21 protein-coding genes and 4 tRNA genes are annotated in these 20,196 nt (G+C 63.7%); 20 read left to right on the top strand and 5 right to left on the bottom strand.

Translation table 11 applies throughout. The features are described from left to right. Nucleotides 1-89 precede the first annotated feature (89 nt). Together msrB and NJH59_RS19410 are read left to right on the top strand one after the other, a co-directional pair. Complete coding sequence (msrB, locus tag NJH59_RS19415) at nt 90-485, top strand: peptide-methionine (R)-S-oxide reductase MsrB (RefSeq protein ID WP_043862744.1); 396 nt, start codon at nt 90-92, stop codon at nt 483-485. 26 nt (nt 486-511) lie between these two features. Next, complete coding sequence (locus NJH59_RS19410; protein ID WP_043862745.1) at nt 512-1,000, top strand: glutathione peroxidase; 489 nt, start codon at nt 512-514, stop codon at nt 998-1,000. Here the strand turns inward: NJH59_RS19410 and NJH59_RS19405 are convergent. Continuing rightward, a complete protein-coding gene (locus tag NJH59_RS19405) occupies nt 997-3,363 on the bottom strand; it encodes a response regulator (RefSeq protein ID WP_253087189.1) in 2,367 nt (788 codons plus the stop codon). The two genes, NJH59_RS19410 and NJH59_RS19405, sit on opposite strands and share 4 nt — an antisense overlap. A gap of 76 nt (nt 3,364-3,439) precedes the next feature. Here NJH59_RS19405 and NJH59_RS19400 point away from each other — a divergent pair, with 76 nt between their 5' ends. After that, complete coding sequence (locus tag NJH59_RS19400) at nt 3,440-4,327, top strand: ATP-binding protein (RefSeq protein ID WP_058541064.1); 888 nt, start codon at nt 3,440-3,442, stop codon at nt 4,325-4,327. Next, a complete protein-coding gene (locus NJH59_RS19395) occupies nt 4,327-4,809 on the top strand; it encodes a GAF domain-containing protein (RefSeq protein ID WP_054915824.1) in 483 nt (160 codons plus the stop codon). Before NJH59_RS19400 ends, NJH59_RS19395 begins: the two co-directional genes overlap by 1 nt. 75 nt (nt 4,810-4,884) lie before the next feature. On the opposite strand, the gene NJH59_RS19390 is transcribed toward NJH59_RS19395, so the two are convergent. Next, nucleotides 4,885-5,652 carry a hypothetical protein gene (locus NJH59_RS19390; RefSeq protein WP_043862749.1) on the bottom strand — a complete coding sequence of 256 codons (768 nt, stop codon included), beginning with the start codon at nt 5,650-5,652 and terminating at the stop codon, nt 4,885-4,887. A gap of 333 nt (nt 5,653-5,985) precedes the next feature. Here NJH59_RS19390 and NJH59_RS19385 point away from each other — a divergent pair. The 5 genes from NJH59_RS19385 to NJH59_RS19365 all read left to right on the top strand — a co-directional run bounded on the left by NJH59_RS19385 (nt 5,986) and on the right by NJH59_RS19365 (nt 6,808). Continuing rightward, nucleotides 5,986-6,061, top strand: a tRNA-Glu gene (locus NJH59_RS19385). Nucleotides 6,062-6,063: 2 nt separating this feature from the next. Beyond that, a tRNA-Gly gene (locus tag NJH59_RS19380) sits at nt 6,064-6,139 on the top strand. A 102-nt stretch (nt 6,140-6,241) separates the two neighbouring features. Beyond that, nucleotides 6,242-6,317: transfer RNA gene (locus NJH59_RS19375), tRNA-Glu, on the top strand. Nucleotides 6,318-6,320: 3 nt separating this feature from the next. After that, nucleotides 6,321-6,396, top strand: a tRNA-Gly gene (locus NJH59_RS19370). Nucleotides 6,397-6,472: 76 nt separating this feature from the next. Beyond that, nucleotides 6,473-6,808, top strand: a complete 336-nt coding sequence (locus NJH59_RS19365) for a hypothetical protein (protein WP_063612007.1) — start codon at nt 6,473-6,475, stop codon at nt 6,806-6,808. 103 nt (nt 6,809-6,911) lie between these two features. Here the strand turns inward: NJH59_RS19365 and NJH59_RS19360 are convergent, their stop codons facing one another. Beyond that, entirely contained in the window at nt 6,912-7,325 is a 414-nt protein-coding gene (locus NJH59_RS19360; protein ID WP_043862897.1) for a PA2817 family protein, read from the bottom strand. A 76-nt stretch (nt 7,326-7,401) separates the two neighbouring features. Then, a complete protein-coding gene (locus NJH59_RS19355; RefSeq protein ID WP_043862896.1) occupies nt 7,402-9,849 on the bottom strand; it encodes an acyl-CoA dehydrogenase in 2,448 nt (815 codons plus the stop codon). A gap of 187 nt (nt 9,850-10,036) precedes the next feature. Here NJH59_RS19355 and NJH59_RS19350 point away from each other — a divergent pair, with 187 nt between their 5' ends. The 3 genes from NJH59_RS19350 (at nt 10,037) to NJH59_RS19340 (ending at nt 12,513) form a co-directional block, all read left to right on the top strand. Further along, a complete protein-coding gene (locus NJH59_RS19350; RefSeq protein WP_253087188.1) occupies nt 10,037-10,660 on the top strand; it encodes a glutathione S-transferase in 624 nt (207 codons plus the stop codon). A gap of 144 nt (nt 10,661-10,804) precedes the next feature. Beyond that, nucleotides 10,805-11,737, top strand: a complete 933-nt coding sequence (locus NJH59_RS19345) for an ABC transporter ATP-binding protein (RefSeq protein ID WP_043862894.1) — start codon at nt 10,805-10,807, stop codon at nt 11,735-11,737. After that, a complete protein-coding gene (locus NJH59_RS19340; protein ID WP_058541067.1) occupies nt 11,734-12,513 on the top strand; it encodes an ABC transporter permease in 780 nt (259 codons plus the stop codon). The genes NJH59_RS19345 and NJH59_RS19340 overlap by 4 nt, the downstream gene beginning before the upstream one ends. Here the strand turns inward: NJH59_RS19340 and NJH59_RS19335 are convergent. Next, a complete protein-coding gene (locus NJH59_RS19335) occupies nt 12,481-13,020 on the bottom strand; it encodes a DUF2062 domain-containing protein (RefSeq protein ID WP_043862892.1) in 540 nt (179 codons plus the stop codon). The genes NJH59_RS19340 and NJH59_RS19335 overlap by 33 nt on opposite strands. A gap of 140 nt (nt 13,021-13,160) precedes the next feature. Between NJH59_RS19335 and NJH59_RS19330 the strand changes: the two genes are divergently transcribed. The 8 genes from NJH59_RS19330 (at nt 13,161) to murB (ending at nt 19,983) form a co-directional block, all read left to right on the top strand. Beyond that, nucleotides 13,161-15,383: a DNA internalization-related competence protein ComEC/Rec2 gene (locus tag NJH59_RS19330; protein WP_253087187.1), complete on the top strand. Its 2,223-nt coding sequence runs from the start codon at nt 13,161-13,163 to the stop codon at nt 15,381-15,383. A gap of 62 nt (nt 15,384-15,445) precedes the next feature. Then, nucleotides 15,446-16,081 (top strand): MotA/TolQ/ExbB proton channel family protein, encoded by a 636-nt coding sequence (locus NJH59_RS19325; protein ID WP_162484877.1) that lies wholly within the window; start codon nt 15,446-15,448, stop codon nt 16,079-16,081. After that, entirely contained in the window at nt 16,078-16,509 is a 432-nt protein-coding gene (locus NJH59_RS19320; RefSeq protein ID WP_078479738.1) for a biopolymer transporter ExbD, read from the top strand. Before NJH59_RS19325 ends, NJH59_RS19320 begins: the two co-directional genes overlap by 4 nt. Beyond that, nucleotides 16,509-17,519 (top strand): tetraacyldisaccharide 4'-kinase, encoded by a 1,011-nt coding sequence (lpxK, locus tag NJH59_RS19315; protein ID WP_253087186.1) that lies wholly within the window; start codon nt 16,509-16,511, stop codon nt 17,517-17,519. Before NJH59_RS19320 ends, lpxK begins: the two co-directional genes overlap by 1 nt. A 37-nt stretch (nt 17,520-17,556) precedes the next feature. After that, nucleotides 17,557-17,742 (top strand): Trm112 family protein, encoded by a 186-nt coding sequence (locus tag NJH59_RS19310; RefSeq protein ID WP_003247142.1) that lies wholly within the window; start codon nt 17,557-17,559, stop codon nt 17,740-17,742. Then, nucleotides 17,739-18,503, top strand: coding sequence for a 3-deoxy-manno-octulosonate cytidylyltransferase (gene kdsB / locus NJH59_RS19305; protein WP_043862888.1), 765 nt, complete (start codon nt 17,739-17,741; stop codon nt 18,501-18,503). The genes NJH59_RS19310 and kdsB overlap by 4 nt, the downstream gene beginning before the upstream one ends. Then, a complete protein-coding gene (locus NJH59_RS19300) occupies nt 18,503-18,967 on the top strand; it encodes a low molecular weight protein-tyrosine-phosphatase (protein WP_054915815.1) in 465 nt (154 codons plus the stop codon). Before kdsB ends, NJH59_RS19300 begins: the two co-directional genes overlap by 1 nt. After that, the gene (gene murB, locus NJH59_RS19295; RefSeq protein ID WP_043862886.1) at nt 18,964-19,983 is read left to right on the top strand and encodes a UDP-N-acetylmuramate dehydrogenase; all 1,020 of its coding nucleotides are present in this window, start codon (nt 18,964-18,966) and stop codon (nt 19,981-19,983) included. The genes NJH59_RS19300 and murB overlap by 4 nt, the downstream gene beginning before the upstream one ends. Nucleotides 19,984-20,196: the final 213 nt, after the last annotated feature.

The following is a 20,196-nucleotide window of genomic DNA, read 5'->3' as shown; positions in this document are numbered from 1 at the left end:
GACTGACGTCTGATGAGGCGCAATAATACGTGCCACCCGCGTTGTCGAAAAGACGCAGTGCGGGGTTTTTAATTCAGCGAGGCCTGGTGATGGAAAAGATCGAGAAAACCCTGGAAGAATGGCGTGCGATGCTCGACCCCGAGCAGTACAACGTGTGTCGCCTGAAGGGCACCGAGCGCCCGTTCAGCGGCAAGTACAACAGCACCCGCACCGATGGCGTCTACCATTGCATCTGCTGCAACAAGCCGCTGTTCGATTCCAGAGCCAAGTTCGACTCCGGCTGCGGCTGGCCCAGCTTCTACGAGCCTATCGCCGACAACGCGATGGTCGAGATCCGCGATACCTCACATGGCATGATTCGCACCGAAGTCACCTGCGCCACTTGCGATGCCCACCTGGGCCATGTGTTTCCCGACGGCCCGCCGCCCACCGGTCTGCGCTACTGCATCAACTCGGTGTGCCTTGACCTGGTGCCGCGACAGTAACCCACCCGAACGCAGGAGACGCGGTCATGGCCGACAACAGTTTGCTCAATATTCCCTGCACCACCCTGCGGGGCGAGCAGAAAACCCTGGCGGATTACCCGGCAAGGGCGGTGCTGGTGGTCAATACCGCCAGCCAGTGCGGGTTCACGCCACAGTACAAGGGCCTGGAGTCGCTATGGCAGCGCTATCGCGAGCGCGGCCTGGTGGTGTTGGGCTTTCCCTGCAACCAGTTCGGCAAGCAGGAGCCGGGCGATGAGCTGGCGATATCGCAGTTCTGTGAAGCCAACTTTGGCGTGAGCTTTCCCCTGTTCAGAAAGGTCGAGGTCAATGGGGCGGGCGCGCATCCCCTGTTCGCCGCGCTCAAGCAGAGGGCTCCCGGCCTGTTCGGTTCGCAGGCGATCAAGTGGAATTTCACCAAGTTCCTGGTCGATCCGCAGTCGGGTGCCGTGAGCCGTTATGCGCCCAGCACCAAGCCCGAGGCGCTGGCGGGCGATATCGAAAAGCTGCTGCGCTAGGTTTCAGGGGCTGTTGGCGGCACCCAGTGATCGATCAGCGCCAGCAACTCTTCGCGGCGAAAGGGTTTGGCCAGGTAGTCGTTCATGCCTGCCGCCCGGCAGCGTTCGCGCTCCTCGGGCATGGCGTTGGCGGTAAGTGCCACGATGGGCAGGTCGGGCCAGCGTCCGCTCTGGCGTATGCGCCGGCTGGCCTCGTAGCCGTCCATCACCGGCATGTTGCAGTCCATCAGCACCAGGTCGAAGGCGGCTTGCTCCAACTGCTCCAGGGCCTCCCCGCCGTGGGCGGCCACGATCACCTCGCAGCCCAGCTTGCCCAGCATGCCCTTGGCGACCAGCTGGTTCACCGGGTTGTCTTCCACCAGCAGGATGCGGGCACGTCGCTCGCTGGTCGGGGTGCCCGCCTGGGCGATCGGGCCTGCATCGTCACTGCCCTGCAGAATGCGCTGCAAGGTCTGGTACAGGGCGTTGCGGGCCAGCGGGCGGGCCTGCTGCTGCAGCGGCGCCAGCTGGGCGGCTTCTTCCCCCGGCAGGAAGTTGCCATAGGCGGTCACCAGCAGGATTGGCGCCTTGAGTGACGGACGCAGGCCGAACAGGCCATCCAGGTTGTCGGTGACCAGCAGGTCGGGCTCCAGGTCGACCAGGCTGTCGATACTGTCATGGCGCGAGTACGTCAGCCCCCAACGTGGCAGCAGGCTCTGCAGCAGTTCGGCAAGGCCGCTGCTGGCGCTGCTGATCGCCACCACCTTGCCGCGCAGGGGAGCGGGTGCAATCGCCGGGGTGTGGGAGGCCAGCGGCAGCTCGACACTGAACTGGCTGCCGAAGCCAGCTTCCGAACTGATGCTCAGGCGCCCCTGCATGGCTTCGCAAAGGTTGCGGGTCAGCGCCAGGCCCAGGCCGGTGCCGCCATACTGGCGGGTAATACCGGCACCGGCCTGGGTGAAAGGCTGAAAGATCCTGACCTGGGCTTCCAGCGGGATGCCGATGCCCGTGTCGCAGACTTCCAGGCGCACGCCGCCGGGGTAGGTGCCCAGGCGAACGTCGACACGCCCGAAACGGGTGAACTTGAGCGCATTGGACAGCAGGTTGCTGACGATCTGGCGCACCCGCGTGGGGTCACCCAGCACGCTGCTGGGAAACTGCGGATCGATCAGGCAGGTCAGCTCCACGCTGGGCGCCGCGTTCTGCGACAGCAGGTTGGCGGTGTCTTCCACCAGGGCGCCGAGGTCGAAGGGGATGCGCTCCAGCTCCAGCTGGCCGGCGTCGAACTTGGACAGGTCGAGAATATCGTTGAGCAGTTCCACCAGTACCTTGCCCGAGTCGTGGGCGATGGACAGCTGCTGGCGTTGTTCGGCGTTGAGCGGGCTGTCCAGCGACAGCGCGATCATGCCCAGCAGGCCATTGAGCGGGGTGCGGATCTCGTGGCTCATGTTGGCCAGGAATGCGGCACGGGCCTGGGCCATGTCCAGTGCTCGGCGTCGCGCCTGCTCCAGTTCCTCGTTGGACTGGCTCAGGCGGGTGTTGCTGGACTTGAGTTCGTTGGTACGGGCCGAAACGATGTTTTCCAGCTCGTTGAGGTAGTCGGTCAGGCGGTTTTCGGCGTTGCGCCGCTGCTGGATCTCGGTGGCCATGCTCACGAACTGCTGGTTGGCGACCTTGACCAGCACGCCGATCTCGTCCTGTTCGTGACCGGGCGGGAAGGCCAGCTTGTTCTGGTTGGGCGCGCGCGCATTGCTGTTGCTCAGGGCGCTGATCACCCGCACCAGCGGCTTGGTCAACATGAAATAGAACAGTGCCAGCAGGATGCCGGTCAGCACCAGGCTGCGCACGAACCCGTTGAGCAGCGTTACTTCGGCCCGCTTCAGAAAGCGGCTGCCGAAGGCGAAGGTGTCGACTTCAAGATACAGGGTGCCGAGGTATTCGCTGGGCATCTGGTCGAGCATCAGGCGATCCTGGAACTGCCGGCTCTGGCCGAAGAGAAAATCACTCAATACCCGATAGCTGCTTTGTTCGCGCGGGCGCTGCACATCGGACAACACGCTGTCGGTGTTGTCGATCAGGCGCGCACGGGTGATGGCGGGGGATTTGAGCAGGCCCAGGGTCAGTTCGTTGGCCAGTTCCGCATCGAGGTTGTAGGCAATGCGCGAGGCAGGGTTGTGGCTGATTTGCAGCAGTGCCTGCATCTCGCGATTGATAGAGGCGTCTTCGCTGGCATAATCGATGCCGATCTGGATGAGACTGAGCAATGTTCCCAGGATGAAACCGACCAGGACCGTCAGCCGGGCTTGCTTGTAAGACAGGCGATTGGTGAACTTGATATCCATGTATCCCGAGCCAGTTCCACTTTCCGTGCGCTGCGCAAGCATAGCCGATCACCCCCGGTAGCTGGCAGGTACTGTCGCACATTCAGGCTTCCCCAAGAATCTGTGTCGAGGACATAACGTGGACTCTCGCTTGAATGCTTTCCTGGAGCGCGCCGAATCGGTATTGGCGCGTCTGGAGCCGCTGCTGCCGGCATTGCGCCCCAGCATCGATTGGACCCAGTGCCTGGCTGCCCGTTGGCAGCGCGAAGGGCGCAGCGGTTTTCTGCTGCCGCTCGAGGTCAGCCTGGACATGCGCCTGACCGACCTGATCGGTGTCGACAGGCAGCGTGAACAACTGGGCCGCAATACCCGCCAGTTCATCGACGGCATGCCGGCCAATCACGCGCTGCTGTGGGGCTCGCGCGGCACCGGCAAGTCGTCGCTGGTGCGTGCCTTGCTGGCAGAGTACGCCCCACAGGGGCTGCGCCTGATCGAGATCGAGCGTGACCACCTGGCGGACCTGCCGCGGGTGGTGGAACAACTGCACAAACTGCCACAGCGTTTCGTGCTGTTCTGCGATGACCTGTCGTTCGAGGCCGGGGAGGGCGACTACCGCGTGCTCAAGAGCGTGCTGGACGGCTCTCTCGAGCAGGCGCCGGACAACGTTCTGCTGTATGCCACCTCCAACCGTCGGCACCTGGTGCCGGAAAAGCAGAGCGACAACGAGAACTGGAAGATGGTCGACGGCGAGCTGCACCCCAGCGAGGCCGTCGAGGACAAGATTGCCCTGTCGGACCGCTTTGGTCTGTGGCTGTCGTTCTACCCGTTCACCCAAGAGCACTTCCTTGATGTGGTCGAGCACTGGATCACCCAGTTGGCGCTGGCGCCAGGTCTGGTCTGGGCGCGGGATGAAGAGCTGGACAAGGCCGCGATCCGCTGGGCAACCGGCCGCGGCAATCGCAATGGCCGCTGCGCCTATCAATTTGCCCGCTATTGGGTGGGCCTGAAACTGCTGGAGCAACAGTAATGATCGATTTGAATGCAGTGGGGGGCGGCCAGTGCGGCTATGACCTGCTGGCGGCGCAGCTGGAGGCACTACTGGACGGGGAGCGGGATTTCATTGCCAACGCTGCGCAGCTTTCCGCCTTTCTGTACAGCCAGGTCGAAGACCTGAACTGGGCAGGTTTCTACCTGGCGCGCGGTGAAGAGCTGGTGCTGGGGCCGTTTCAGGGGCAGGTTGCGTGTGTACGCATCCCGTTCGGGCGCGGGGTGTGCGGGGCTGCGGCGGCTACACGCCAGACCCAGCGTGTGGAGGATGTGCATGCCTTCCCGGGGCATATTGCCTGTGACAGCGCCTCCAACAGCGAGTTGGTGATCCCTCTGGTCAAGGACGGTGCGCTGATCGGCGTGCTGGACCTGGACAGCCCTGTACTTGCACGCTTTGGTGAGCAGGATCAGGCCGGGCTGGAGCGTCTGGCGCGGATTTTCCTGGATTCGACGGACTGCTGAGGCGGGTAGAGGCGTTGCGCCCATTCGCCAGCAAGGCTCCTGTCGGGAGCTGCTGGCGAATGGGTTGTGTTGCAATCAGTCGTAGATGACTTTCTTCTTCCAGTCTTCTTCGGTGTCGGACTTCAGCCCTTCGGTCAGTGGGTTGACCTCGTCTTCGGTTGGCTGGTTCTGGCTCAGTACCATGGCGTTGGCGCGTGCCAGCAGTTTGTCCATATAGTCGAGCTGCTCGCGGTAGAGCACCGGATCAGGTTGCTTGCGCAGGTACTGCACGCCCCGTTCGAACGCCAGGCGGGCCTGCCCCGGCTGGTTCTGCTGCAGCGCATGCTGCCCTAGGTTGTTGAAGAACTCGATGTGCAGCAGCACCAGGATATGGCGAATTTCCTTTACCCAATACTTGGCTTCGTTGGTCGGCAGGAAGCCTTCCTGGGAGGCGCGCACCACCTGGCTGTGCAGGGCTTCGAGCAGAAAGCGTACATCCTTGGCACGGGCTTCGGTCTGGATCGGGCCGGGAGGGTTGTTCACCGGTATGCCATCGCCCAGGGCAATCAGGCCCTGGAGCTCGCTGATGCGTGCCTGGATTTCACGGTTGTGCTTGTCCAGGGCCAGGCGGCGCTGGTTCAGGTTCAGTTCGAGGCGGGTCAGCAGCAGCTTGAGTGCCGGGGTCATCAACTGGCCGGGGAAGGTTTCGGTGATTTCGCCACAACGACGCAAGCGGTCGGCCAGCTCGATCTTGAGACGGGCTCGTTCCAGCTTGTTGCTCTCGACTACATTGTTCAGGTAGCCAATCACGATCAAGAGTGCGATACCCGCTACTATAAGCAGGGTGATCAGAAGTGGTGTCACCGTTAACGCCTCATACAGGAAGGTTTGCCGTTTGAGTGTAGTGGCTTCGCTTTTGCCCGGATAGAGCTGTTTGGCAGTTGAGCAGGGCGGATTGCTGGCATTTTGCCTTAAGGTGCCGCCAGCACTGGGCCGCGTCGCGTATGTGCGTCAGAAAATAATCGTCAAGGCTCAGGCGCGCTGCGGCCTCCGTGGCAGCGTAAAGCAGGGCGAAGTCATTGATTTAAATAAATTTATATCTAGGGGTTGACGACTTCTCAAAGCACCCCTAGAATGCGCGCCACTTGCAGCGTAAAGCACACAGCGAAACGCGGCAGGGAGTGAATGTTGTAGTGTGTCCCCTTCGTCTAGTGGCCTAGGACACCGCCCTTTCACGGCGGTAACAGGGGTTCGAGTCCCCTAGGGGACGCCATTGCGGGAATAGCTCAGTTGGTAGAGCACGACCTTGCCAAGGTCGGGGTCGCGAGTTCGAGTCTCGTTTCCCGCTCCAATTTTAAGCAGCTTTGCTTCACGGCAGGGCTGAGTGAAACCAGAAAGCATCTTCGGGTGTATTTCTGGAGCTGAAACACTACACCATGGTGTTTCAGGCAGTGTCCCCTTCGTCTAGTGGCCTAGGACACCGCCCTTTCACGGCGGTAACAGGGGTTCGAGTCCCCTAGGGGACGCCATTTGCGGGAATAGCTCAGTTGGTAGAGCACGACCTTGCCAAGGTCGGGGTCGCGAGTTCGAGTCTCGTTTCCCGCTCCAAATTCAAAGAAAACGCCGTTCGTATGAACGGCGTTTTTTTTTGCATAAAAAACGCCGCGCGATGGCAGGGGGCAGCATGAAAATAATCTGTGTGCCGTTGAGCCGAGGCGCCATGTCGCGGCTGGATACCGATACCTGTACGGACGCAGACCTGCTAGATGTTCAGCTGGATGCAGAGGAATTCGAAGCCGTGTGGCGATCGGGGCTTTTCACGCAGGCCAATCGAGCGCTGGCGCTGAACATCGATGAGTACGAAGATGAAAGGATTCTAGGCACTGTGCAGTTGGCGGCATTCAGTGCGTTGGTGTCGGCCTGTATCGAAGCCTGCCCCGAGGTAGGTGCACTGCTGAAGGTGGAGGCGCAGGTGCGAACGGCACTCGAGCTCGATACCGGCGTGTACTTTTTCTTCTGAGCCCGTTCAAGCACACGCAGTCATGTGAATGCGCTTTGTGCGGGACGTGGTCATGGGGGCTACCTGCCAGTTCTGCTGGTCGCGCTGACAGGTAGCTTGCGCATCAGTGCTTGCTGTCGTCGCCCGACATGCTCAACAACTGCTTCTCCTGGTTCCAGTCGAACGGTTCGTCGTTCTGCTCGGCTTCGTAGCGGCGTTCTTCCAGCTCCTGGTACATGGCCAGTTCTTCTTCCGGCATGTAGTGCAGGCAATCGCCGCCAAAGAACCACAGCAGGTCGCGGGGGATAAGGTGCGCGATCTGCGGGTAGCGCTGGATGACCTGGCAGATGAGGTCCTGACCCAGGTAGGTGCTCTCCGGGTCGACCGGCAACTGTTGCATCAGGTCGTCGAAACGCTCCAGAAACAGCGCGTGGCTTTCTTCCGGTACCTGTTCGGCCTCACCCAGGGCTGCAAGGATGGTGCGCAGGTGGGTGAGCAGGGCGAGGTGGTATTCCAGTTGAGCAGTGGCGTTGGCCATGCGGGCGATCCTCTAGAGCAAAATCGGGCGCGGGAGTATAAGGCTCCCCGCGCCCGATGTCCCGTTGGAGTGATGCTCAGCGCACCTTGCCCTCGGTGGGCAGCAGCTCGTCCTTGCTGAACGCATCCACGTCGATCACACGGCGCCGTGCGGCTTCGGCCTCGTGCAGGCTTTGAGCTTCGCCGGCCTGCAAGGTGTTGGCGTGCAAGGCTGCGTCGATCAGCGATTCGCCGGGAGCCGGCGCCAATTGGCCGCCCTTGTGGGCCTGGTGCAGCTTCTTGTGCAGCGGGGCGCTGGCCCTTAGCAGGTCGCTGGCCTGTTGCAACGCGCCCACCGGGTCGCTTGCATCGGTGGGGCGATAGCAGCCAGCCAGCAGTTGTTCGAGTGCCGGATCACCCTTGGCGCGACCCAGCAGCGCAGCAACCTCGGCATCCAGTTCGTCCGACGGGCCGGTATGACGGCGCCCGAACGGGAACACCACCAAGCGCAGCGCGCCACCGAGGAACCGATTGGGGAAGTTGTCGAGCAGGCGGTCCAGGGCTTTTTCGGCCTGGCCCAGGCTTTCTTCCATGGCCCAGCGCAACAGCGGCCGCAGGTACTCGGGCGAATCGAGATCGTGGTAGCGCTTGAGGGCTGCCGAACCCAGGTACAGGTTGCTCAATACGTCGCCAAGGCGCGCCGACAGGCGCTCACGGCGTTTCAGCTCGCCACCGAGCAGCATCATGCACAGGTCGGCCAGCAGGGCGAAGGCCGCCGCCTGGCGATCGAGTGCGCGAAAGTATCCCTGGCTCAATGCATCGCCGGGTGCCTTTTCAAAGCGCCCCAGGCCCAACCCAAGGACCAGCGTGCTGGCCGCGTTACCCACCGCGAAGCCCACATGCCTGAGCAGCAGGGCGTCGAACTCCTTGAGCGCCTGGTCGTGGTCTTCACGTGCTGCCAGGGCCATCTCCTTGAGCACGAACGGGTGGCAGCGAATCGCCCCCTGGCCAAAGATCATCAGGTTGCGCGAGAGGATGTTGGCGCCCTCGACGGTGATGAAGATCGGTGCCCCCTGCCAGCTGCGACCCAGGTAGTTGTTCGGGCCCATGATGATGCCCTTGCCCCCGTGCACGTCCATGGCGTGCTGGATGCATTCGCGCCCCCGTTCGGTAAGGTGGTACTTGAGGATCGCCGACAGCACCGAGGGTTTTTCACCCAGGTCCACCGCGTTGGCGGTGAGCATGCGTGCGCTGTCCATCAGCCAGGCATTGCCGCCGATGCGGGCCAGAGCCTCCTGAATGCCCTCGAACGCGGCCAGCGGTACGTTGAACTGCTCGCGCACCTGTGCGTACTGGCCCGTTACCAGGCTGGTGTACTTGGCGGCACCGGTACCGACTGCCGGCAAGGAGATCGAGCGTCCCACCGACAGGCAGTTCATCAGCATCATCCAGCCCTTGCCGAGCATCTCCTGCCCGCCAATCAGAAAACTCAGCGGGACGAACACGTCCTTGCCGCTGTTGGGGCCGTTCATGAACGCGGCGCCCAGCGGCAGATGGCGCTGACCGATCTCGACACCTGGGGTGTCGGTCGGGATGAGAGCCAGGCTGATACCCAGCTCCTCCTTGTCACCCAGCAGGTGATCGGGGTCGTAGGCCTTGAACGCTAGACCCAGCAGCGTCGCCACCGGGCCCAGGGTGATATAGCGCTTCTCCCAGTTCAGGCGCAGGCCCAGTACTTCCTCGCCCTGCCACTGGCCCTTGCAGATGACCCCGGTGTCGGGCATGGCGCCGGCGTCGGAGCCGGCCAGCGGACCGGTGAGGGCGAAGCACGGGATGTCGTCACCGCGGGCCAGGCGGGGCAGGTAATGGTTGCGTTGCTCGTCGGTGCCGTAGTGCAGCAGCAGTTCGGCCGGGCCGAGCGAGTTGGGCACCATCACCGTGGAGGCCAGGTCGCCGCTGCGGGTGGCCAGTTTCATCGCGACCTGTGAATGAGCGAAGGCGGAAAAGCCCTTGCCACCGTATTCCTTGGGAATGATCAGGGCAAAGAAGCCATGGGTCTTGATGTGCGCCCAGGCTTCGGCGGGAAGGTCCATGTCCTGGCCGATCTGCCAGTCGCTGACCATGGCGCAGAGCTCCTCGGTGGGCCCGTCGATGAAGGCTTGCTCTTCTGCGCTCAGTTGCACCTTGGGATAGGCCAGCAGGGTGTTCCAGTCGGGGCGGCCACTGAAGAGCTCGCCGTCCCACCAGACCGTGCCGGCATCGATGGCCTCGCGCTCGGTCTGCGACATCGGCGGCAAGGTTTTGCGAAACCAGCCGAACAGCGGGGCAGTCAGCCATTTGCGGCGCAGATCGGGCAGCACCAGGGGCACGGCAGTGGCCACCAGCAGCAGCCAGAAGATCGTCAACAGCCAGCCGGGGGCATGGCTGAATGCGCCCATCGCCACCAGGTAGACGGCAACCACGCCCAGTGCGGGCAGGGGGGCAACCCGCCGGTGCGCCAGGTAGGCAATACCGACCACCAGCACCACTAACCACAACAGCAACATATGCTTTCCTCCGTGAGCTCCAGAAATAGCTATCCGACAGAGCTTAGACCGCCTGTGCCAAACAACCCGTCAGAACAGTGACAGGACGTGACCTGTGGAAGTTCGCGTTTTCGGGCCGCGGGCCAGCGATTGTCAGCCTCGCCAGCTCGGGTAGACTGAGTGCCCACCGCCTATGTCAGGAGTCGTCATGCTGAAGATCTGGGGACGCAAGAACTCGTCAAACGTCAGGAAGGCGCTGTGGTGCGCCCAGGAGCTGGGCCTGGGTTACCAGTCGATCGATGCCGGTGGCGAGTTCGGCGTGGTCGACGAGCCGCACTACCGTGCCCTCAACCCCAACGGCCGGGTGCCGATGCTCGAGGATGGCGAGCTGGTGCTGTGGGAATCCAATACCATCGTTCGCTACCTGTGTGGCCGGTATGCCCCAAACACTGACTGGTACCCCGCCGACCCGGCGGCCCGGGCCAGCGCAGACAAGTGGATGGACTGGACCACGTCATCGCTGGCTACGCCATTTCGCCCGTTGTTCTGGGGCATCCTGCGTACCCCGTCTGACCAGCAGGACTGGGTGCAGATCAACGCCGCGCACAAGCAATGCGCCGAACTGCTGTCGATCGCCGATCAGGCCCTGGCCACGCAACCCTACCTGTCGGGGGAAGCGATCGGCATGGGCGACATCCCGCTGGGCTGCTTCGTGTATGCCTGGTTCGAGATGCCCATCGAGCGTCCGGAAATGAAGCACCTGCGTGCGTGGTACGAGCGCCTCAGGCAACGGCCGGCCTACCAGGCGGCGGTAATGACCGCGCTGACCTGAACCTGTCGATTACCCTGATAGTCAATATCGATACACTTCACTGTACTTGCGTGGCCTGGGCAAGCACCATGGCCACATTCGTCGCGGTCGGCCCTGTCTGACCGCCTGCCTTGTGAACCCTTCAACCTGGTGTGTAGACCTGCTATGAGTTCTGCTCTGTCCATTCGGCAGCTAACCAAGACCTACGGCAATGGCTTCCAGGCCCTCAAGGGCATCGACCTGGATGTCGCCGAAGGTGATTTCTTCGCCTTGCTCGGCCCCAATGGCGCCGGCAAATCCACCACCATCGGCATTCTCTCGACCCTGGTCAACAAGACCAGCGGCACGGTGAATGTGTTCGGCCATGACCTGGACCGAGAGCCAGCCGCGCTCAAGCGCTGCATCGGCGTGGTGCCCCAGGAGTTCAACTTCAATCAGTTCGAAAAGACCTTCGATATCGTCGTGACCCAGGCGGGTTACTATGGCATCCCGATGAAGGTGGCCAGGGAGCGCGCCGAGCAGTACCTGACCCAGCTGGGCCTGTGGGACAAGCGTGACGTGCCATCGCGCTCGCTGTCCGGCGGCATGAAGCGCCGCCTGATGATTGCCCGCGCGCTGATCCACGAACCGCGCCTGCTGATCCTCGACGAGCCTACCGCTGGCGTCGACATCGAGCTGCGCCGTTCGATGTGGAGCTTTCTGACCGAGCTCAACCAGAAGGGCATCACCATCATCCTGACCACCCACTACCTGGAAGAGGCCGAGCAGCTGTGCCGCAACATCGGCATCATCGACCACGGCACCATCGTGCAGAACACCAGCATGCGTCAGTTGCTGGGCACGTTGCATGTGGAGACCTTCCTGCTCGACCTCAAGCATGACCTGGCCCAGGCGCCGCAACTGGCCGGCTACCCGTGCCGGCTGATCACCCCGCACACCCTGGAAGTGCAGGTGGACAAGGACGTGGGCATCACCGCGCTGTTCGGCCAGTTGGCCCTGCAGAACATCGAGGTGCTGAGCCTGCGCAACAAGACCAATCGTCTCGAGGAGCTGTTCGTGTCCCTGGTGGAAAAAAACCTGGCGAAGGTGGCGGTATGAGTTCGGAACTGCGCGCCAACCTGGTTGCCCTCAATACCATCGTCTATCGAGAAGTGCGGCGGTTCACGCGGATCTGGCCGCAGACCCTGCTGCCCCCGGCGATCACCATGGTGCTGTACTTCGTGATCTTCGGGAACCTCATCGGCCGGCAGATCGGCGACATGGGTGGCTTCACCTATATGGAGTACATCGTGCCGGGCCTGATCATGATGTCGGTGATCACCAACTCCTACGGCAACGTGGTGTCGAGTTTCTTCGGCAGCAAGTTTCAGCGTTCGATCGAGGAGCTGATGGTGTCGCCGGTGTCGCCGCACACCATCCTCATCGGCTACACCCTGGGCGGCGTGCTGCGCGGGTTGGCGGTGGGAGTGATCGTGACCCTGCTGTCGCTGTTCTTCACCCATCTGCAGGTGCATCACCTGGGCGTGACGGTGCTGGTGGTGGTGCTGACCGCGACGATCTTCTCGCTGCTGGGCTTCATCAACGCAGTGTTTGCGCGCAACTTCGATGACATCTCGATCATCCCGACCTTCGTGCTCACGCCGCTGACGTACCTGGGTGGGGTGTTCTACTCCATCACCCTGCTGCCGCCATTCTGGCAGACCGTGTCGCTGGCCAACCCGGTGCTGCACATGGTCAACTCGTTCCGCTACGGCATCCTGGGCGTCTCGGACATCCGCATCGGCGTGGCCATCACCTTCATGCTGGTGGCCACCGCGGTGCTGTACATCGGCTGCGTGCGCCTACTGGTCAGCGGGCGAGGAATGCGCAGCTGATTTCTGCTTGCGCCTGCGCCACTGCCTGCCCACCCACCAGCGCCAGTAGAGCATGGTCAGGCAGTAGGCCAGCGCCCCCAGCAGCACGCCGCACACCACCGAGCCCAGCAGAAAGGGCTGCCACAGCGTCGACAGCTGGTCGGTGATCCATTCGAAGGTGAGTTCCTCAGGCAGCGTGCGTGGCGGTATCTGCATCAGCCATGCCCCCACCTGGTAGGTGCAGTAGAACACCGGCGGCATGGTGATGGGGTTGGTCAGCCACACCAGGCTGACGGCGATGGGCATGTTGCCACGCACCAGAACCGCCAGGCTGGCGGCCAGCAGCATCTGCATCGGGATAGGGATGAAGGCTGCGAAAAGGCCTACGGCCATGGCCCGTGCCACCGAATGGCGATTCAGGTGCCAGAGGTTGGGGTCGTGCAGCAGCCGGCCGAGAAAGCGTAAGGATTTATGTTCCCGAATGCTCGTCGGATCTGGCATGTAGCGTTTGAAAAGTCGACGCGGCATGTGGGCTCTCGGCGTTCTGAAGTGGCCAGTATGCACGGATTGTAAACAGCGCCAATTCAGACTTTGTGACAATTAATAAGCAAGGTGCGGGCCTGGGTGATCTAAGCCTCTGGGGTGAGATCTGCTCAGGAGCTTTACCCATGCGCACAAGGATGTTGGCGCTGGCCTTGGGGCTGTTGGCGCTCAACGTGCTACCTGCCTTGCCGTCGGTCGGCTGGCTCTGGGGCATCGGCATGACGGGAATGTTATGCCTGGTGTGTCGATGGGCAGTGCCCGGTCTGTTCCTGCTTGGTTTTGCCTGGGCCTGTTGCTCGGCGCAATGGGCGCTGGACGATCGACTGCGGCCCGAGCTGGAGGGGCGCACCCTGTGGCTGGAAGGTCGGGTAGTGGGCCTGGCGCAGCAGGGCCCACATTCGGTGCGTTTCGAGCTGGCCGAAGCCTCCTCGCGCCGCGCCCAGTTGCCGCAGCGGCTGAGCCTGAGCTGGTTTGGCGGGCCGCCGGTCAACAGTGGCGAGCGTTGGCGCCTGGCGGTGCAGCTGCAGCGCCCCTCCGGCCTGCTCAACCCCCATGGGCCTGACCAGGAAGCGGCCATGCTGGCTCGGCGAATCGGTGCCACCGGCCGCGTAAGGGCAGGTGAACGACTGGCCCCGGCCAGCCATGCGTGGCGTGATTCGGTGCGCCAGCGCCTGCTCGGGGCTCAGGCCCATGGGCGCGAAGGTGCGCTGGCGGCGCTGGTGCTGGGTGACGGCGGGGCGCTGGCACAGGAGGACTGGCAGGTGCTCCAGGCAACCGGCACGGTGCACCTGCTGGTGATTTCCGGTCAGCACATCGGCTTGCTGGCCGGTCTGGTGTACGGCCTGGTGGCCGGGTTGGCACGTGTGGGGGCATGGCCCAGGGCGCTGCCCTGGCTACCCTGGGCGTGCGGCCTGGCGTTTGCGGCGGCCCTGGCGTACGGCTTGATGGCGGGCTTTCAGGTACCGGTACGACGCGCCTGCATCATGCTGGCGGTGGTGCTGTTGTGGCGCCTGCGTTTTCGCCACCTTGGGGCCTGGATTCCCTTGCTGCTTGCCCTCAACGGTGTATTGCTGGTGGAGCCATTGGCCAGCCTGCAGCCGGGGTTCTGGCTGTCGTTCGCAGCGGTGGCGGTGCTGGTGTATGTGTTCGGCGGCCGGCTGGGGGCCTGGAACCCCTGGCTGGCATGGTGCCGGGCCCAATGGCTGATCGCGATCGGCCTGTTGCCGGTGCTGCTGGCGCTGGGGCTGCCGATCAGTCTCTCGGCACCGCTGGCCAATCTGGTTGCGGTGCCCTGGGTCAGTATCGCGGTGTTGCCCCTGGCGCTGGCCGGCACACTGCTGCAGGGGCTCCCGTTGCTGGGGGAGGCCCTGTTGTGGCTGGCTGGAGGATCGCTGGCAGCCTTGTTCTGGACACTGGCACAGGTGGCACATTGGCAACCGGCCTGGACACCGGTCGCCTTGCCGATATGGGCATGGTTGATGGTGGGCGGTGGCGCGGTACTGCTGCTGTTGCCGGGCGGGCTGCCGATGCGGGTGCTGGGCTGGCCCTTGCTGCTGCTGGCCGGCTGTGCGCCTCGCAACGAGATCGCCCATGGGCAACTGGAGGTGTGGCAGCTGGATGTCGGCCAGGGCCAGGCGTTTGTGCTGCGTACCCGTCACCATGCGATGCTGTATGACGCAGGCCCGGCCACCCGTGGCAGCGACCTGGGTGAGCGGGTGGTCGTGCCGACTCTGCGCAAGCTGGGGGTGCGCGAGCTGGACCTGGCGCTGATCAGCCATGCCCATGCCGACCATGCCGGCGGCGCTCTGGCGGTGCAGCGCAGCGTGCCGCTGGTGCGTGTGGTGGGCGGCGACCCGGATGAGCTGCCCGGGCAACTGCAGGCCCAGGCCTGCGCCAGTGGCGAGCAATGGCAGTGGGATGGCGTGCTCTTCAGCCTGTGGCGCTGGCAGCAGGCCGGCGACAGCAATCAGCGCTCCTGTGTGTTGCACGTGGATGCCGGCGGGGAAACCCTGCTGCTTACCGGTGACATCGATGCCCAGGCCGAGCGCGCCTGGCTGCGCGAGTCGACAGCCGGCCCGGTCGACTGGTTGCAGGCGCCCCATCATGGCAGCCGCACCTCGTCGAGCCAGGCCTTTCTCGAGCGAACCCGGCCACGGGGCGTGTTGATTTCGCGAGGGCGCCACAATGCATTCGGGCATCCGCACGCACAGGTGATGGCGCGTTACCAGGCGCTGGGTATCACCGTGCACGACAGCGCCCTGCACGGGGCGGTGCGCCTGGTGCTGGGCAGCTTTGGCCAGGCGGTCGGGCAACGCAGCCAGCGCCGCTTCTGGCGGGAGCCGACATGACGCTGTTCGGCCCCGTGGCCCCCTATGGTAAAGTGGCGGACTTTTTCGAGGGGGTCGCTACTGTGTGGGAATTGGTCAAGTCCGGTGGCTGGATGATGCTGCCGATCATTCTGAGTTCCATCGCTGCCATGGCTATCGTCGCCGAACGCCTGTGGACCCTGCGCGCCAGTCGTGTCACCCCGCCGCACCTGCTCGGCCAGGTGTGGCGCTGGATCAAGGACAAACAGCTCACCAGCGAGAAGCTCAAGACCCTGCGCGCCGACTCGCCGCTGGGCGAGATCCTGGCCGCAGGCCTGGCCAACTCCCGCCATGGTCGCGAAATCATGAAGGAGTGCATCGAGGAAGCCGCCGCCCGTGTCATCCACGAGCTGGAGCGCTACATCAACGCACTGGGCACCATCGCGGCCATGGCGCCGCTGCTGGGCCTGCTGGGCACCGTGCTGGGCATGATCGATATCTTCAGTGCCTTCACCGGGTCCGGCATGACCACCAATGCCTCGGTATTGGCGGGGGGGATCTCCAAGGCGTTGATCACCACTGCAGCCGGCCTGATGGTGGGTATCCCGGCAGTATTCTTCCATCGTTTTCTGCAACGGCGCATCGATGAGCTGGTGGTGGGCATGGAGCAGGAGGCCATCAAGCTGGTGGAAGTGGTCCAGGGGGACCGTGATGTCGACCTGAGCGAGGGCAAGGCGTGAAATTCCGGCGCAAGCCACGGGAGACCGTGGACATCAACCTCGCTTCGCTGATCGACGTGGTGTTCATCCTGCTGCTGTTTTTCGTGGTGACCACCACCTTCACCCGTGAAACCCAGTTGCGTGTCGAACTGCCCGAGGCGGTCAGCGGCGCTCCGGCGCCCGACACCGAGGCCAAGCAGCTGGAAATCACCATCAGCGCCGAAGGCGTGTACTCGGTCAACAACCACCTGTTGCCCAAGAGCGACCTGGGCACCCTGACCGAGGCCCTGCAGAAGGAATCACAGGGCGACACCAAGATGCCGCTGTCGATCAGCGCTGACGGCAAGACTCCGCACCAGGCCGTGGTCACCGCCATGGATGCCGCTGGCAAGCTCGGCTTCAGCCAGTTGCGCATGACCACGGTCGAGGCCGCCCAGGGGACACCTTGATGGCGCTTGCCGATCGCCTGTTGCATGCCTGGTATGCCGGCCACCCGGCATTGGTATTGTTGCGCCCGCTCGAGGCCCTGTATCGCCGGGTGGTGCGGGGCAAGCGCGAGCGTTTTCTGGCCGGGCAGGGCGACATCTATCGCGCACCGGTGCCGGTGCTGGTGGTGGGCAACATCACCGTGGGTGGCACCGGCAAGACCCCGCTTATCCTGTTTCTGATCGAGCACTGTCGCCAGCGCGGCCTGCGCGTGGGGGTGGTCAGCCGAGGCTATGGGGCCACTGCGCCGCAACTGCCGTGGCGCGTGCGTGCCGATCAACCGGCCGAACAGACCGGTGACGAACCCTTGCTGATCGTGCAGCGCACCGGCGTGCCGCTGATGATCGACCCCGATCGCAGCCAGGCCGTGCGGGCCTTGCTCGACGCCGAGCCGCTGGACCTGATCCTGTGCGACGACGGCATGCAGCACTACCGCCTGGCGCGTGATCTCGAGCTGGTGCTGATCGACGCGGCCCGCGGCCTCGGCAATCGCCGCTGCCTGCCTGCCGGGCCGCTGCGTGAGCCGGAGGAGCGCCTGGATGAAGTGGACGCCGTGCTCTACAACGGCGCCCTCAGCGACCGTGACGATGGCTTTGCCTTCACCCTGGCCCCTACGGCACTGGTCAACCTGCGCAGCGGCGAGCGCCGAGGCCTGGAGCATTTTGCGCCGGGCCAGGCATTGCACGCGGTGGCCGGCATCGGCAACCCTCAGCGATTTTTCAACACCCTGCAGGGGCTGGGCTGGCAGCCTGTGCCGCATGCGTTTGCCGACCATGCGGCGTACAACGCCCAGGCCCTGAGCTTCACCCCGTCATTGCCGCTGGTCATGACTGAGAAGGATGCGGTGAAATGCCGTGCTTTCGCCGCCGATGACTGGTGGTATCTTGCGGTCGACGCACTGCCTTCGCCGGCCTTCGTGGCCTGGCTCGACGCGCAGCTGGCGCGTCTGCTGCCCGGGCCTCGCCAGCCCTGACATTTTCTTTTTCCGGCCACAGGCCTGAGGAATATCCATGGACACCAAATTGCTCGACATCCTTGCTTGCCCGATCACCAAAGGCCCGCTCAAGCTTAGCGCCGACAAGACCGAGCTGATCAGCAAGGGGGCCGGCCTGGCGTACCCGATTCGTGACGGTATCCCGGTGATGCTCGAGAGCGAAGCCCGAACCCTGACCGATGACGAGCGCCTGGACAAATGAGCCTGGATTTCACCGTTGTGATTCCAGCACGCCTGCGCTCCACCCGTCTACCGGGCAAGCCATTGCTGTCGATTGCCGGCAAGCCGATGGTGCAGCACGTCTGGGAGCAGGCGCGCAGAAGCAGCGCCACCCGCGTGGTGATTGCCACCGATGACCCGAGCATCGTCGCTGCATGCCAGGGGTTTGGCGCCGAGGTGCTGCTGACCCGTGAGGACCACCAGTCGGGCACCGACCGCCTGGCCGAAGTCGCCACCCAGCTGGGCCTGTCGGCAGATGCGATCGTGGTCAATGTGCAGGGTGACGAGCCGTTGATTCCCCCGGCGATCATCGACCAGGTGGCGGCCAACCTGGCGGCGCATCCTGAAGCGGGCATTGCCACGCTGGCCGAGCCGATCGAAGACGTCGAAGTGCTGTTCAACCCCAATGCGGTCAAGGTGAGCACCGACCGCAACGGCCTGGCCCTGACCTTCAGCCGTGCGCCCTTGCCGTGGGCGCGTGATGCGTTTGCCCAGAGCCGCGAGCAATTGCCGGCGGGTGTGCCTTATCGCCGGCATATCGGCATGTACGCCTATCGCGCAGGCCTGTTGCAGGACTTCGTCGCCTGGGGCCCGTGCGGCCTGGAGCAGACCGAGTCGCTGGAGCAGTTGCGTGCGCTGTGGAATGGCGTGCGCATCCACGTGGCCGATGCCTTGCAGGCGCCGCCTGTGGGCGTCGACACACCTGAAGACCTGGAGCGCGTTCGGCGCTTGCTGGAGGCCTGATGCGCGTCCTGTTCGTATGCCTGGGCAACATCTGCCGCTCGCCGACGGCCGAGGGCGTGTTGCGCCATCAGTTGAAGCTGGCAGGCCTCGAGGATCAGGTCGAAGTGGCCTCGGCGGGTACGGGAGACTGGCATGTGGGCAAGCCGCCCGACAGCCGAACCCGCCGCGCTGCGCTGGCGCGCGGCTACGACCTGTCCGCACAGCGTGCACAGCAGGTGAGCGCGCAGGACTTCAGCCGGTACGACCTGATCCTGGCAATGGACACCAGCAATCTCGGCCACCTCAAGGCGCTGCAACCGTCTGCCGGTACCGCCGAACTGGACCTGTTCCTGCGCCGCTACGAGGGTGAGCTGGATGAAGTGCCCGACCCTTACTACGGCGGCGAAGAGGGCTTCGAACAGGTGCTTGATCTCATTGAGCTGGCTTGTAGCAAGCTGGTGGTCGAGCTGAAGGGCCGGCTATGAGCGTGCAGGTGCAATCGCAGGTTTCACTCAAGCCTTACAACACCTTCGGAATCGAAGTGAAGGCGCAGTATTTCGCCCAGGCACACAACGATGACGAAGTGCGCCAGCTGCTGGCGCACGCAGCCGAACAGCACCTGCCGGTGCTGGTGATCGGTGGCGGCAGCAACCTGCTGCTGACTGCCGATATCCAGGCGCTGGTGCTGCGCATGGCCAGTGTCGGTGTGCGGATACTGTCGGATGATGGCCAACGCGTGGTGGTCGAGGCAGAGGCGGGTGAGCCCTGGCATCCCTTCGTGCAGTGGACCCTGGCCCAGGGACTGTCGGGGCTGGAAAACCTCAGCCTGATCCCCGGTACCGTCGGGGCGGCGCCGATGCAGAACATCGGCGCCTATGGCGTGGAGATCAAGGACGTGTTTGCCGGGCTTACGGCACTGGATCGGGAAACCGGCCAGTTGCACGAGTTCGCGCTGGAACAGTGTGATTTTGCCTACCGTGACAGTGTGTTCAAGCGTAATCCCGGGCGCTGGCTGATCCTGCGGGTTCGCTTCGTGCTCAATCGCGCCGAGCACCTGCACCTGGACTATGGCCCGGTACGCCAGCGGCTGAGTGAGCAGGGCATCGGTCAGCCGACCGCACAGAATGTCAGCGATGCCATCTGCAGCATTCGTCGCGAGAAACTGCCAGACCCGGCCGAGCTGGGCAATGCCGGAAGCTTCTTCAAGAACCCGGTGGTGAGCGCCGAGCTGGCGCAGCGCGTGCGCGAGGCGTATCCGGATGCGGTAGGTTATCCACAGGCCGATGGTCAGGTAAAGCTGGCGGCGGGGTGGTTGATCGAGCAGGCGGGCTGGAAGGGGTTTCGCGAGGGCGATGCCGGGGTGCACCGTTTGCAGTCGCTGGTGCTGGTGAACTACGGGCAGGCCAGTGGCAAGCAGTTGCATGCGCTGGCGCAGCGGATTCAGGCTGATGTGCTGGCGCGCTTCGGCGTCGCGCTGGAGATGGAACCCAACTTGTATTGACTGGGCGGCTTGTTTGCTGGCAGCGCCGATTCCTGCGGATTCGGCGTTGTCGGTGACACATCCACCACCAGGCATCAGGCAATAAAAAGCCCCGCCAGTTTGCACTGGCGGGGCTTTTTAATGGCCGTTGTCCCGTCCTGAATAAGGTTTACACCTCCCATCCCGAATTTCCGGAGAGTCAGATGGAGCAAGGTGTAAAGCGCACACAGCGTG

The sequence above is a fragment of the Pseudomonas sp. VE 267-6A genome (genome assembly GCF_024126555.1).
In the GTDB taxonomy this organism is placed as follows: domain Bacteria; phylum Pseudomonadota; class Gammaproteobacteria; order Pseudomonadales; family Pseudomonadaceae; genus Aquipseudomonas; species Aquipseudomonas palmensis.
The sequence above is the reverse complement of the archived record's forward strand: the minus strand, read 5'-3'. Positions and strand labels throughout refer to the sequence as shown.

What these genes read in the sequence shown, in the direction of transcription:
- msrB (WP_043862744.1), top strand. Translation starts at nt 90, where the DNA reads ATGGAAAAGATCGAGAAAACCCTGGAAGAATGGCGTGCGATGCTCGAC.
- NJH59_RS19410 (WP_043862745.1), top strand. Translation starts at nt 512, where the DNA reads ATGGCCGACAACAGTTTGCTCAATATTCCCTGCACCACCCTGCGGGGC.
- NJH59_RS19405 (WP_253087189.1), bottom strand. Translation starts at nt 3,363, where the DNA reads ATGCTTGCGCAGCGCACGGAAAGTGGAACTGGCTCGGGATACATGGAT.
- NJH59_RS19395 (WP_054915824.1), top strand. Translation starts at nt 4,327, where the DNA reads ATGATCGATTTGAATGCAGTGGGGGGCGGCCAGTGCGGCTATGACCTG.
- NJH59_RS19365 (WP_063612007.1), top strand. Translation starts at nt 6,473, where the DNA reads ATGAAAATAATCTGTGTGCCGTTGAGCCGAGGCGCCATGTCGCGGCTG.
- NJH59_RS19360 (WP_043862897.1), bottom strand. Translation starts at nt 7,325, where the DNA reads ATGGCCAACGCCACTGCTCAACTGGAATACCACCTCGCCCTGCTCACC.
- NJH59_RS19355 (WP_043862896.1), bottom strand. Translation starts at nt 9,849, where the DNA reads ATGTTGCTGTTGTGGTTAGTGGTGCTGGTGGTCGGTATTGCCTACCTG.
- NJH59_RS19350 (WP_253087188.1), top strand. Translation starts at nt 10,037, where the DNA reads ATGCTGAAGATCTGGGGACGCAAGAACTCGTCAAACGTCAGGAAGGCG.
- NJH59_RS19345 (WP_043862894.1), top strand. Translation starts at nt 10,805, where the DNA reads ATGAGTTCTGCTCTGTCCATTCGGCAGCTAACCAAGACCTACGGCAAT.
- NJH59_RS19340 (WP_058541067.1), top strand. Translation starts at nt 11,734, where the DNA reads ATGAGTTCGGAACTGCGCGCCAACCTGGTTGCCCTCAATACCATCGTC.
- NJH59_RS19335 (WP_043862892.1), bottom strand. Translation starts at nt 13,020, where the DNA reads ATGCCGCGTCGACTTTTCAAACGCTACATGCCAGATCCGACGAGCATT.
- NJH59_RS19330 (WP_253087187.1), top strand. Translation starts at nt 13,161, where the DNA reads ATGCGCACAAGGATGTTGGCGCTGGCCTTGGGGCTGTTGGCGCTCAAC.
- lpxK (WP_253087186.1), top strand. Translation starts at nt 16,509, where the DNA reads ATGGCGCTTGCCGATCGCCTGTTGCATGCCTGGTATGCCGGCCACCCG.
- NJH59_RS19310 (WP_003247142.1), top strand. Translation starts at nt 17,557, where the DNA reads ATGGACACCAAATTGCTCGACATCCTTGCTTGCCCGATCACCAAAGGC.
- kdsB (WP_043862888.1), top strand. Translation starts at nt 17,739, where the DNA reads ATGAGCCTGGATTTCACCGTTGTGATTCCAGCACGCCTGCGCTCCACC.
- NJH59_RS19300 (WP_054915815.1), top strand. Translation starts at nt 18,503, where the DNA reads ATGCGCGTCCTGTTCGTATGCCTGGGCAACATCTGCCGCTCGCCGACG.
- murB (WP_043862886.1), top strand. Translation starts at nt 18,964, where the DNA reads ATGAGCGTGCAGGTGCAATCGCAGGTTTCACTCAAGCCTTACAACACC.